Below are 13,248 nucleotides of genomic sequence, written 5' to 3'. Positions count from 1 at the left end.
TTTAAAAAATTAAATTTATGAAAAAATCAACACTCATTATCGGCCTTCTTTTATGCTTTTCTGGAACTGCAAATGCTCAATTCTTTAAACGATTAGGTAAGAAAGTTAAAAAAGCTGCCGAGAAAGCTGTGGAAAGAAAAGTAGAACAAAAAACAACCAAAGAAACCGAAAAAGCTTTCGATTCTACCTTTAACAACTCTAAAAAAAAGAAAAAAAGAAAAAAAACTAGCATTCCCGGATTCTCTAATGTAAAACCAGCAAATAGCTATGCATTTAACCACAAAGCGGTAATGCAAATTTCATCTGGAAAAGAAGTTACTAAAATTGACTATTACCTACCAAATACAGGTAGTTTTTTTGGAATGGGAATTAAAGACAAAAGGGTCAAAGATGATTTTATGACGGTTTATGACGTGGAACGTGAAGCTATGTTTACGTTTATGCAAAATGCTGGTAAAAAAATAAAAATGGGTATCGAATTTAAAACCGATGACGTAGATGTAGATAATACCGATTTTAACATTACACCGACTGGAAACACTAAAGTTATTTTAGGTTACAATTGTAAAGAATATAAAATGTCTGGTAAAGAAATGACCGCTACAATTTGGGTTACCAAAGAAGTAGATTTTCGTTTTCCAAGTGTCATGTACAATGGCGCTAAAAACAAAGCTAACAATCAACAATGGATGAATAACTTAGATGGTTGGGCAATGGAAATGGAAATGATAGATAGCTCTAAAAGAAAACCTCGTACTATTCTTATGAAGTGTTTATCTATAGAAAAATCTTCGTTAAAAATTGATTCAAATAACTATCAAAATATTGGCTACTAATTAATATGAAAAAAATAATCTTATTACTAATTATTACATCTTTAACAATAAGTTGTAGTAATTTAACTGGAAAAGAAGTTGCAAGACTTAAAATTAATAAAGTAAGTACAAAAGGAAATGTTTTTTCAGAAGAAACTACACTCTCTTTAAAAAAAGGAGATGAAATTGCTATTTGGTCTGATATGGACTATGAATATAAAGGAAATGTTAAACTTCGTTTTAAAGTGAAAATTTTTATCGGTAAAACAAAAATTTCAGAAATTGAAATTGATCCAACCAACAAAAACATAACTGTTGACGAAGTAAAAACGGCTTTAATGGGAAAAACTAAATGGCGTTTTACAGGTAAAAACTACAAGTTAAACATAAAGAAAGATGAATCTTATACTTTTAAATCTATTTTAATTGCAACCAAAAACCCAGATTTAAAAATTACTAAAGCAGAATTGGTCTTAAAAAAGTAAAAAATATAAAAATGAAAAAACTCACACTTATATTAATTTGTATTTCAGCTTTTTACTGCTGTAAATCTGATCCAAAAGCAAAAAGCACAGGTTCTTTAATTGAAGAACTCGAAAACAAGAAGCAAAAGATGATAGATAAAGCTTCAAAAAACATTGAATTATTAGATTGTAAAGATTATTTTAAAAAAGCAGATTATTCAACAATTTGCTTTATTGAAAGTGAAAACCCAAATTACACTGTTGTCTCCTCCAATAATATGGGTTGTACATTTCGTTTTGCCAAAGTTGATAATTTTGATGAATATTTAGACATAAGCATAACTACCTACAAAAACAAAAAAGATGCAGACGCTATGTATAATATATTTTTATTGGAAATGAGCGATACTATAGACTCTATAAAAAACCTTGGAGATTTAGCTGGATTAGAAAAAACAGATAAGGTAAGTTCAAATAGATCTTTATACATAAAACACAACAATAGTTTTATTCAAATTCAAGCCAATCGTGTTGTAGGAACCAGAGCAACACCTTGCTTTTTCTCTAAAGATGAAATTATAAAATTTGCCAAACTTTTTATAAGTGAACTATAAAGAAAACTTAATATTTTAAACAAATGAAAAAACAAATTTCATACTACTTAATTGCTTTTTTAACCATATATGCTTGTGGAAAAAAAAATAAAATTAATAAAAACCATATAAATAATTCAGAAAAGAAAATATCTAAAACCTATATTAGGAAAGGAAACTGTGATAATTTAATTGCGAATATTGATTTCTCATCATTTTGTTTTACATCAAAAAAAACTCCAAAATATAGGTTAGTTCAGAATAGTGAAACAAATTGTCAATATGAAATATATAATGATGCTGGACATCAAAACATAGATTTTAGTATCGTTTTTTCAGATTTTCAAAAAGTATTTGGTAAAGAAGCACAGCCCGAATTAGCCAAACAAATTTTCACAACAATATTTAACAAAAAGAAGAAAACTAGAATGATTCCTTCTGGATCTAAAGAAATTACTGGTTTAGGTGATGATGCTTATATTGGCTTCAGTCAAAGTAAAAACAATAAAGACCAATATCTTGGAGTAAGAATTGGTAATGTGGCTTTTACTTTTGTATTTCATCATGGAAAAAACAAATCAAGTCAATCTTGTATGCAAACTGAAAAAGATTTAATTAAAATTGGACAGTTAGTAGTAAAAAATATAACTAAGTAAGATGAAAAAACACTTAATTATTCTAATAGTACTTTTTGTGTTTTATGGATGTAAAGAAGAATCAAAAAAAACTAAATCTTCAACTCCTGATACTCACGAAACTCAAACACCAAAAACGTCTAAAAAACCAAAAGAAGCTACTGAAAAAATAAAAGAAGTTATACAGGATGTTGATAAAGTAATAACTAAAGACGTTGATATTAAAAATGTTGTATCTAAATCTGTAGATAAAGTTTATATTGAAAAACTCTTTCAATTTAGTGGAATACCAAAGGACGAATATTCAGAACAAATTAACAATCCAGATTCATTAAAAAAGTTAATAAAACAGGTAGCAAAAAACAATAAAAAACGACTTCCAAGACGTAAATTTCCTTTAAAAGGACCAATTTCAGTAGCGCAATTAACTTCAAAAGATACACCAACAGGTGTTTCAATAGAAGAAGCAGTATTATTATTACAAAACGAATTAAAAAGAGATATAACTCCTACAAAACTAAAAAAAGTAGATTCAATTTCTGGAACTAATTTAATTTCTAAATTAAGCGAGAAAGAGGCTAAATATATAATCCGTTATGCAAATATTTATGAAGGCTATAAACTTAGAAAGCTATCTAATTACGCAGACAATTTACACAGTAAAAAGGAAGTTACATTATTTATAGACTCCATTAAAAGCGAATTAAATAATTACAACTCAGGAAAGATAAAAGCGAGTCCTAAGTACAAAGATAGATTAGTGCGCTTTATAAAAAGCGGTGTTTCTACGCTTAAAAAAATGAAAAAGAAGGAGAAGATTGCACAGCGTGAATTTAAAAAATTAAATCCCAACTTATATTTTGGTGATGAAGTTGGCGAAACCTTTTTTAGCAGCAGAGTAAGAGCAGCTGTTTATTTGCCTTTAGGAAAACTATCTTTTGCAGATAAAGTTATAAAAGCCCAACATCCAAATTTAAATGTTTTAAACTTAAATAACGTTTTAGGAACTCCAGATGTTATTGAAGATCTTGGCGCACAAACCATAACCGGAGAATATAGTTTAGGAAAAGCAGGAACGCTTGTTGTTCAATTTATAGACAATGCTTTAACCGATGTTAATGGACCCGATTTATACATTTTTGAAATAGGAAAAGTAGAACCTACTAATCTTGAAATTTCAAAAGATGGTACTAACTGGATAAGTGTAGGTAAAATTGATGGTGGAGTTTCTGAAGTAGATATTGCAGAGTTTGTAGCACCAGATGATTTATTTTACTATGTTAGACTTACCGATTTAGAAGAATACAGCGCATTACCAGGAGCAGATGTAGATGCTATAGCTGCAATTGGTGCAGCCATGCGATTAAAATTAGATAGCAAAGTATTGTTTGAAACAGGAAAATCTGAATTAAAACCAGAAGGCTTTGAGGCTTTAAAAGAATTAGCCGAAAGTATTAAGGTCTTAAAGAAAGGAAATGTAATTGTTGAAGGACATACAGATGATGTTGGAGATGCAAACTTCAACAAAAAATTATCTTTAGCGCGTTCTAAAAATGTGGTTATTGAGCTTAAAAAGCTAATTCCTAGCAATCAATTTAAATGGAAGGAAAAAGGAATGGGAGAATCTAAACCAATAGTTAAAAATGATTCTGACGATAATAGAGCAAAAAACAGGCGTGTAGAAGTATTAGTAGTTCCAAATTAATTTAAAATTTAATAGATTATGAAGCTAATTAACATGTTTATTATTTATCAACTTGTATTTTTTACTATATGTTTTAGTGATGTAATACCTGTAAAAAAAAATGGAAATCAATTTCAAAATAACCAAACACAGGTTTTATTAAAAAACAAGCTAAACAAAACAACACCATCTGGAAATGGTAAGGCTTTACTGCTACTTCCTTTTCAGCATGAATTTAAAGAAAACAAAAAAACACTAGAGCGTTATTTTAACAATGCAGGTTATAAAACAGAAGTATATGAAGATGGCGATGCCAATATAGACAAGTTTAGAGGTTCTTTTTTAGCAGATTTTGATGTTGTTTATATTAGTACTCATGGGCATAACAATATTGGTTTAAGCAAAACAGATAACAAAAAATTTGCCCCTCAAATAGCTGTGGGTATCAATTCTGTTGAAATAGACAGAAAGGCTTTTGACAAACTATCATTAGAAGAACAACAAGCCACAGGAAGAATAGATGAAGGAGCAAATGGTTCCTTCGGGTTATCTGCAAAATGGTTTAAAATTACAAGCGAAGGTAAAACCTTTAACAACACTTGGATTTTTTTAAATGCTTGCCATTCTGCAGGTGTAACTAGTGGAGAAAACTCATTTTCTAAAACTTTTTTAGATTTGGGAGCTGCTGCTTTTAATGGCTATTCAGACTTTATAATAATACCATTAAGCAACGCTATTTCTGAAGCTACAATTGCTATTTTTACTTCTGGTAGTAGTTTTAAACAAATGAATAAAAAAGTTAAAAGTAGTATAAGACTTAAACTTATCCAATTTCGCATTTATATGAATGCAAGAAAAAGCAGAAAAAAATATGCAAACATTAATTTATTTGTATCTAAAAAAGGAATTACAGATGGTTTTTATTTAAAATAAAAATTTTAACTCTTTTCAAACTGTTTACAAACCTTCTTTTTATCAATAAAATTCTATGCAAAGTTTTCCGTAATTTTGCAGTATGATAAAAGAATTGCAATTCCGAGTAAATCTTATTGAAGAAAGAAGTATAAAAAAAACACTTTTTTCAATTCTAATTCTGATAAATTTTACATTTTTAGCTCAGAATAGTTATAACATTAAATTTGAATTAGTCAATTTCACTAACGTAAAATATAATGACTTTGCTCCTACCGTTTATAAAGATGGAATATTATTTGTTTCAGACAGAGATGGAGAATTTTATAATTTATACTACTCAGATTTCAAAAATAATCTCAAAAAGATTAAAATAAAAAAACAAAAACATCATATTGGGCAAGTCTTTTATGATAAAAAAAACAAACTTATTTACTTAACAAAATCTTCAGGTAAAAAATCGAGTAATAATAAATTTAATTTAGCTGTTTACAAAGGAAAAATAAAGAAAAATAAAATATTTGACTTAAAGAAACTAAGTTTTTGCAATCCCGAATTCAGCTATGGACATGCTCAGATACTAAATAATAAACTATTAATTCACACAAATGAAGGAGGAGTTTATTCCTTGAATGAATATAGTTTAAAAAATGACCAATGGGTAAAAACTAGAACCATTTTTACTGACACTTCACCTATTCTAAACCCAATATTTAAAGATCATTCAACTATTATTTTTGCATCAAAAAGAATTGGAGGTATTGGTGGAATTGATTTATACAAAATAACAAAATCTAAAGAAGAATGGTCTAAACCTATAAACTTAAAAAAATTCAACACTCCGTTTGATGACCTAAGCCTAATCTTTACTGACAAAAACAAGGGATATATTTCATCAAATAGAATAGATAATAAAGATCATATTTTTAAATTTTCATTTCAATAATTCTTTAATTTTATACTTTTAAATTTCAAAGTGACTAATTAGTTTTCCGTAATTTTGCAACATGATAAAAGAATTACAACTCCGAGTAAATCTTATTGAAGAAAGAAAAGAAGATATCTTACTTTTTAAAGCTGCTAAGAAATTAGACATCGCTAGAACTGAAATTAATGCTGTAAAAGTTTTACGAAAATCTATTGATGCTCGTAAAAAGGACATCATTTTCAACTATAAAGTTGCCGTTTATATCAACGAAAATATTCCTGAAAAATCAGACTACACTTTTGATTACAAAGATGTTTCTAACGCAAAAGAAGTTCATATTATTGGTTTTGGGCCAGCAGGAATGTACGCTGCATTACGTTGCATTGAGTTAGGTTTTAAACCAATTGTTTTAGAGCGTGGTAAAAATGTACAAGATAGAAGGCGTGATTTACGCGCAATAAATCAAGAACATTTTGTAAACGAAGATTCTAATTATTGTTTTGGCGAAGGTGGTGCAGGAACTTATTCTGACGGAAAATTATACACGCGTTCTTTAAAACGTGGTGATGTAAGACGAATTTTTGAAAACTTGGTTTTTCACGGTGCAACAGAACAAATTTTGATTGATGCGCATCCACATATTGGAACTAATAAATTACCAAAGATTATTCAGAATATTCGAGAGCAAATTATAAAGTTTGGTGGCGAAATTCATTTTGAAAGCAGAGTTACAGATTTTGTAATTAAGAACAACAAACTACAAGCTATCCAATTGCAAAACGGAACAGAAATGGCTGTAAATTCGGTTATTTTAGCAACAGGACATTCCGCAAGAGATATTTACGAATTATTACATAAAAAAGACATCGCCTTAAAAGCAAAATCTTTTGCAATGGGAGTTCGAGTGGAACATCCGCAGGAAATAATTGACCAAATTCAATATAGTTGTTCAGGAGAAAGAGATGAGTTATTACCTGCTGCTGCTTATAGTTTAGTACACCAAGTAAATAACAGAGGCGTATATTCTTTTTGTATGTGTCCTGGCGGATTTATTGTTCCCGCAGCAACTGCAAATGGCGAAGTTGTGGTAAATGGAATGTCGCCTTCACGTAGAAATAATAAATTTGCTAATTCTGGTATTGTTGTAGAATTAGATATTGATAAAGATTTTAAGAAATACGAGGATTTTGGTGCTTTAAAAGGCTTAGAATTTCAGAAAGACTTAGAAAAAATTGCTTTTTTCGCAGGCGGAAGAAGTCAGGTTGCCCCCGCGCAACGTTTAGTTGATTTTGTTGATGGAAAAACCTCAACAAATTTAAATGAAACTTCGTATCAACCAGGATTAAAATCGGCGCCTTTACATTCACTTTTACCAAAAATTATCGGTGGAAGATTGCGAAAAGGCTTTGCTGCTTTTGGTGAAAAAATGCATGGTTATCATACCAACGAAGCCAATATTATTGGTGTAGAATCTAGAACTTCATCTCCAGTAAATATTCCGAGAAAAGAAAATTTAGAACATCCAGAAATTGAAGGTTTATTTCCTTGCGGAGAAGGTGGCGGTTATGCTGGTGGAATTATTTCTGCGGCAATGGACGGAGAACGTTGTGCTGAAGCTGCTATTGCTAATTTGTAAAAAATTTTGTTTTAATTGAATTAGTATACCTAATTTTACTTTTTATTAATTTAAATAAATGAAAATAACAATTGGTCGTTTTGATAAAGGAGATTTTCCTGAATTATCATTATTTGACATTGATTTAAAAATTGATTCTGGTGCTTATACCTCATCAATACATTGTATCAATATTAAAGAAATTAAAAAAGACGAAGAGTCTTTAATTCAATTTACGTTATTAGATCCGGAGCATCCTTTATATAACAATAAAGAATTTACCACAAAAAACTACACCTCCAAAATGGTAAAAAGTTCTAATGGTATTGCTGAAAAACGTTTTATGATTCAGACTGAAATCTTCATTTTTAATAAAAGTTTTCCAATTGATTTAACATTAAGCCAACGTAAGGAAATGAAATTCCCTGTATTATTGGGAAGAAAATTTTTGAACAAAAGATTTATAATTGACGCCATTAAAAAAGATGTATCCTTCAAACTAAAACAAAAAAACTAATGAGAATTGTAATATTATCTAGAAATCCTAACTTATACTCAACAAGAAGATTAGTTGAAGCTGCTCAAAAAAGAAAGCACGAGGTTTTAGTTGTAGATCATTTAAAGTGTAATATTGAGATTGAAAAAAAGTCTCCAAAAATATTTTATAAAGGTGAATATTTAGAAAATATTGACGCAATAATTCCACGAATTGGAGCTTCAGTAACTTTTTATGGAACTGCTGTAATTCGTCAATTTGAAATGATGAAAGTTTTTTCTTCAGTCTCTTCTCAAGCATTGGTAAAATCTAGAGATAAACTAAGCAGTTTACAAATTTTAGCAAGAGCTGGTGTTGGTTTACCTAAAACCGTTTTTACAAATTATACGAAAGATGTAGAGCACGTTGTTGAGTCTGTTGGTGGAGCGCCTTTAATTTTAAAATTACTAGAAGGAACACAAGGTTTAGGTGTTGTTTTAGCAGAAACTAAAAATGCTGCAACTTCTGTATTAGAAGCATTTAATGGTCTTGGAGCTAGAGTAATTGCCCAAGAATTTATTAAAGAAGCTGGCGGAGCAGACATTAGAGCATTTGTTGTAGATGGAAAAATAGTTGGAGCCATGAAACGTCAAGGAAAAGAAGGAGAATTCCGCTCTAACTTACACAGAGGTGGAAACGCAACAGTTATAGAATTAACAGATGAGGAAGAAAAAACAGCTTTAAAAGCTACTAAAGCATTAGGTTTAGGTGTTGCAGGTGTAGATATGTTACAATCTTCTAAAGGCCCTTTAGTTTTAGAGGTAAATTCTTCGCCAGGATTAGAAGGAATTGAAACTGCAACAGGTAAAAACATTGCTAAAGAGATTATTCGTTATTTAGAAATTCACGCAGAATAAAATATTATTCTAAAAGAGAAAACATATTTTATGCCTAAAAAAGGAAAAGCAAAAAACACTGTTAACAAAGCTAAACACACCAAGTTGATGAATCAGAAAATCAATAAAGTAAAGCTAGATAAACAGCGAAATAAAGAACGTTTGAAGGCAATAATAAAAAAAGTAAACGAGCAAAAAGATAACGAATTATAAGTTTGTGACGCCCTAAAATAGCGTTACAAAATTAATAAATTATGGGTTGTGGTTTTTTATCACTGCCCTTTTTAAAAAATAAGGCTACTTTTTCAGTAACCTCACTATTTTGTTCAGTTTTTTTTATATCAAAATTAGCTATTGAAAACTTCTGATGTTGAGAAGACGATATAAAAAACTATTTATCAATAGATCCTAGAACACGCTTCATAAAAACATTTAAAGCTTCTTTCTGCGGTGTTCCTTCTTTTATCATTTTATCTACTTCTAACGCTCCATACATATTAGATATTAATTCTCCTATTACATCTAATTCTTCGTCTTTTAATGACGAAACTTCAGTTAAAGCTTCTAGCGTTTCTATAGTTTCAATCAAATAATCTTGATCGTTTTCTTCTATAAAATTTGTTAAGTGTTTAATTACAGGTAATTTCATATTACATTTTCTTTAATGAGATTCTGAAACAAGTTCGGAATGACATAAATTATACTATCTCTGCCACCAATTCTTTTAAAGAATCAAATTTGTTCGTTTGTACTTGATTTACAAATTTACCATCTACAAAAGTTGCAAATGTTGGTAAATTACTTACATCTGCTAATTTTCTACTTTCAGGAAATTTTTCTGCATCTGCAATTACAAAAACTACGTTTTCATTTTCAGAAGCTAATTTCTTAAATTTAGGCTTCATAATTCTACAGTTTCCACACCAAGTTGCAGAATATTGAACTATAACTGTTTTATTTTCTGAAACTAATTCAGCTAAATTATCTTGACTTAATTCTTGTACCATAATAATGATGAATTTTAAATTATGAATTACGAATTAAACATTCGCAATTCATAATTTGTAATTAAATTTTAGTGTGAAGCTAAATATTCAGCTGTACCTTTTGCATTAGGTTTCATTGCATCTTTACCTTCTTCCCAGTTTGCAGGACAAACTTCTCCGTTTTTTTGAACATGAGAATAGGCATCAATTAAACGTAAAAACTCATTTACATTTCTACCAACTGGCATATGATTAATTCCTTCATGAAAAACAGTTCCTTCTTCATCAATTAAATAAGTAGCTCTATACGTTACATTATCTCCAACAACCTGTACTGTTTGAGTAGCTTCATCATAAACTTCTTCAGAAATATCTAAAATACCTAAAATTGATGATAAGTTACGGTTACTATCTGCTAATAAAGGATAAGTTACACCTTCAATTCCTCCGTTATCTTTAGATTGATTTAACCAAGCAAAGTGTACTTCTGGAGTATCACAAGAAGCTCCAATTACAATTGTATTTCTTTTTTCAAACTCTCCTAAAGCTGCTTGAAAAGCGTGTAATTCCGTAGGACAAACAAAAGTAAAATCTTTTGGATACCAAAATAACAACACTTTCTTATTATTATTTTTTGCTTCTTCTAAGACGTTAATTTTGAACGTATCTCCCATTTCGTTCATTGCGTCTACGTTTAAATCTGGAAATTGTTTACCAACTGCTGTTGCCATTTTTTATAATTTTAATTATTAATATTCTATTTTTAACAGGTACAAAGATAAAAATAAAGCAAAATAAAATTAGTTATTTTAATGGTAACTTTTGATACTACTATAGCTTTTAACTATAACTTCAGATAAAAAACATAGAAGTTAATTATTCAAAATATGATAAAAGGGAATATTTATTTTCAAAGAATTATTTAATAAAATAGATTTTACTTATTTTAAAATAAAAACAATAGATAAAAATTATTTAAAAAGATATTGTAGTTTTGTCAAAAATTAAAACATAAAATTTAAAATATATAACCAATGGAAAACTTAAAACATGGCTCTGGCGATATTACAAAATGTCCTTTTATGGGAGGAAACACAACGAATGAAACAAATAACGATTGGTGGCCAAACTCTTTAAATTTAGATATTTTACACCAACATGACACAAAAGTAAATCCACTTGGTGAGGAATTTAATTATCGCGAAGCCCTTAACGGTTTAAATATTGATGCATTAAAAGAAGATGTAACCAATTTAATGACAGACAGTCAAGATTGGTGGCCTGCAGATTGGGGACATTATGGAGGATTAATGATTCGTATGGCTTGGCACTCTGCAGGCTCTTACAGAACTAGTGATGGCCGTGGAGGTGGTGGAACTGGAAATCAACGATTTGCTCCCTTAAATTCTTGGCCAGATAATGCAAGTTTAGATAAAGCAAGACGTTTACTTTGGCCTGTTAAGAAAAAATATGGTGACAAATTAAGTTGGGCAGATTTAATCATTTTAGCAGGTACAATTGCTTATGAATCTATGGGGCTAAAAACATTTGGTTTTGCTTTTGGTAGAACAGATATTTGGCAACCAGAAAAAGACACTTATTGGGGTACAGAAAAAGAATGGCTAGCACCTAGTGATGAGCGTTATACTGATGTAGAGTCTCCTAGCACAATGGAAAATCCATTAGCAGCTGTACAAATGGGATTAATTTACGTAAACCCAGAAGGTGTTAACGGTAAATCTGACCCTGCAAAAACTGCCTTACATATTAGAGAAACTTTTGCTCGTATGGGAATGAATGATGAAGAAACTGCAGCATTAACTGCAGGAGGTCATACAGTTGGTAAAGCCCACGGAAATGGAGATGCAAGTGTTTTAGGACCAGAACCAGAAGCTGCACCAATAGAAAGTCAAGGTTTTGGTTGGGAGAACCCAAATGGATCTGGAGTTGGTAGAGACACCGTAACAAGTGGTATTGAAGGTGCGTGGACAACAGAACCAACAAAATGGGATAATGGATTTTTCGACCTTTTATTTGGGTATGAGTGGGAACTTACAAAAAGTCCTGCAGGAGCTACACAATGGGCACCTATAAACATTAAAGAAGAAGATAAGCCTGTAGATGTAGAAGATCCTTCAATTCGATTAAACCCAATGATGACTGATGCAGATATGGCTATGAAAGTAGATCCTATTTATCGTGAAATCTGTGAAAAATTCAGTAATAATCACCAATATTTTTCTGAAACTTTTGCCCGTGCTTGGTTTAAATTAACGCATAGAGACATGGGACCAAAAGCTAGATATTATGGGCCAGATGTACCTAAGGAAGAATTAATTTGGCAAGATCCAATTCCTGCAGGAAACAAAAAATACGATGAAAACCATGTAAAAGAAAAAATTTCTAATACAAATTTAACCATTGCAGAATTAGTAGCTACTGCTTGGGATAGCGCAAGGACTTATAGAGGTTCAGATATGCGTGGTGGCGCAAATGGAGCTCGTATTCGTTTAGCGCCTCAAAAAGATTGGGCTGGTAACGAACCTGAAAGATTAAATAAAGTCTTAGACACCTTAGCTCCAATTGCTACCGAATTTGGAATTAGTATTGCTGATACAATTGTTTTAGCAGGTAATGTTGGAGTAGAAAAAGCAATTAAAAATGCTGGATTTAATACAATTGTTCCTTTTACTCCAGGTCGTGGTGATGCTACGGAAGAAATGACAGATGCGGCTTCTTTTGAACCTTTAGAACCAATTGCAGACGGATATAGAAACTGGTTAAAACAAGAATACATAGTAAGCCCAGAAGAATTGATGTTAGATAAAACACAGCTTTTAGGATTAACTGCTCCAGAAATGACAATTTTAGTTGGAGGAATGAGAGTTTTAGGTACTAATTACGGAGGAACAAAACATGGCGTTTTTACAGATAATGAAGGCGCTTTAACTAATGACTTCTTTGTAAATTTAACAGATATGGCAAACACATGGAACTCTGTTGGCGAAGGTTTATACGAAATTAGAGACCGTAAAACAGGTACCTTTAAATGGTCTGCAACTAGCGTAGATTTAGTATTTGGCTCTAACTCAATTTTACGTTCTTATGCAGAAGTGTATGCGCAAGATGATAACAAAGAAAAATTTGTAAAAGCATTTGTAAAAGCTTGGACAAAAGTGATGAATGCTGATAGATTTGATGTAAAATAATTAATAAAAAAAGGGATAAGCTATTTTATTAAAGCT

At 30.4% G+C, this 13,248-nt stretch carries 15 protein-coding genes; 12 read left to right on the top strand and 3 right to left on the bottom strand.

Annotated elements, in window-relative coordinates; translation table 11 throughout:
• The first annotated feature begins 17 nt into the window (after positions 1–17).
• The 11 genes from LPB136_RS00885 (at position 18) to LPB136_RS14050 (ending at position 9,230) form a co-directional block, all read left to right on the top strand.
• Positions 18–836, top strand: a complete 819-nt coding sequence (locus LPB136_RS00885; protein ID WP_072554330.1) for a DUF4412 domain-containing protein — start codon at positions 18–20, stop codon at positions 834–836.
• Between the two features lie 5 nt (positions 837–841).
• Positions 842–1,300 (top strand): hypothetical protein, encoded by a 459-nt coding sequence (locus LPB136_RS00880; protein WP_072554329.1) that lies wholly within the window; start codon positions 842–844, stop codon positions 1,298–1,300.
• Between the two features lie 11 nt (positions 1,301–1,311).
• The gene (locus LPB136_RS00875; protein ID WP_072554328.1) at positions 1,312–1,893 is read left to right on the top strand and encodes a hypothetical protein; all 582 of its coding nucleotides are present in this window, start codon (positions 1,312–1,314) and stop codon (positions 1,891–1,893) included.
• A 23-nt stretch (positions 1,894–1,916) separates the two neighbouring features.
• Positions 1,917–2,528 (top strand): hypothetical protein, encoded by a 612-nt coding sequence (locus LPB136_RS00870; protein ID WP_072554327.1) that lies wholly within the window; start codon positions 1,917–1,919, stop codon positions 2,526–2,528.
• Position 2,529: 1 nt separating this feature from the next.
• A complete protein-coding gene (locus LPB136_RS00865; protein WP_072554326.1) occupies positions 2,530–4,212 on the top strand; it encodes an OmpA family protein in 1,683 nt (560 codons plus the stop codon).
• Positions 4,213–4,230: 18 nt separating this feature from the next.
• Positions 4,231–5,124 carry a hypothetical protein gene (locus LPB136_RS00860; RefSeq protein WP_158009579.1) on the top strand — a complete coding sequence of 298 codons (894 nt, stop codon included), beginning with the start codon at positions 4,231–4,233 and terminating at the stop codon, positions 5,122–5,124.
• A gap of 82 nt (positions 5,125–5,206) precedes the next feature.
• Positions 5,207–6,049: a PD40 domain-containing protein gene (locus LPB136_RS00855; RefSeq protein ID WP_072554324.1), complete on the top strand. Its 843-nt coding sequence runs from the start codon at positions 5,207–5,209 to the stop codon at positions 6,047–6,049.
• 61 nt (positions 6,050–6,110) lie between these two features.
• Complete coding sequence (locus LPB136_RS00850) at positions 6,111–7,667, top strand: NAD(P)/FAD-dependent oxidoreductase (protein WP_072554323.1); 1,557 nt, start codon at positions 6,111–6,113, stop codon at positions 7,665–7,667.
• Between the two features lie 58 nt (positions 7,668–7,725).
• Positions 7,726–8,163: an ATP-dependent zinc protease family protein gene (locus tag LPB136_RS00845; RefSeq protein WP_072554322.1), complete on the top strand. Its 438-nt coding sequence runs from the start codon at positions 7,726–7,728 to the stop codon at positions 8,161–8,163.
• Positions 8,163–9,038: a 30S ribosomal protein S6--L-glutamate ligase gene (gene rimK / locus LPB136_RS00840; protein ID WP_072554321.1), complete on the top strand. Its 876-nt coding sequence runs from the start codon at positions 8,163–8,165 to the stop codon at positions 9,036–9,038. The genes LPB136_RS00845 and rimK overlap by 1 nt, the downstream gene beginning before the upstream one ends.
• Positions 9,039–9,068: 30 nt before the next feature.
• Positions 9,069–9,230: a hypothetical protein gene (locus LPB136_RS14050; RefSeq protein ID WP_204218353.1), complete on the top strand. Its 162-nt coding sequence runs from the start codon at positions 9,069–9,071 to the stop codon at positions 9,228–9,230.
• Between the two features lie 178 nt (positions 9,231–9,408).
• Here the strand turns inward: LPB136_RS14050 and LPB136_RS00835 are convergent, their stop codons facing one another.
• The 3 genes from LPB136_RS00835 to LPB136_RS00825 form a co-directional block, all read right to left on the bottom strand.
• Complete coding sequence (locus LPB136_RS00835; protein ID WP_072554320.1) at positions 9,409–9,666, bottom strand: DUF6952 family protein; 258 nt, start codon at positions 9,664–9,666, stop codon at positions 9,409–9,411.
• 49 nt (positions 9,667–9,715) lie between these two features.
• Positions 9,716–10,024 (bottom strand): thioredoxin family protein, encoded by a 309-nt coding sequence (locus LPB136_RS00830; protein ID WP_072554319.1) that lies wholly within the window; start codon positions 10,022–10,024, stop codon positions 9,716–9,718.
• 68 nt (positions 10,025–10,092) lie between these two features.
• Positions 10,093–10,734, bottom strand: coding sequence for a peroxiredoxin (locus LPB136_RS00825; protein WP_072554318.1), 642 nt, complete (start codon positions 10,732–10,734; stop codon positions 10,093–10,095).
• A 303-nt stretch (positions 10,735–11,037) separates the two neighbouring features.
• On the opposite strand from LPB136_RS00825, the gene katG reads away from it, so the two are divergent.
• Entirely contained in the window at positions 11,038–13,212 is a 2,175-nt protein-coding gene (gene katG / locus LPB136_RS00820) for a catalase/peroxidase HPI (RefSeq protein WP_072554317.1), read from the top strand.
• Positions 13,213–13,248 lie beyond the last annotated feature (36 nt).

The organism is Tenacibaculum todarodis (assembly GCF_001889045.1).
Classification (GTDB): Bacteria; Bacteroidota; Bacteroidia; order Flavobacteriales; family Flavobacteriaceae; genus Polaribacter; species Polaribacter todarodis.
This window is presented reverse-complemented; position numbering and strand designations above follow the sequence as displayed.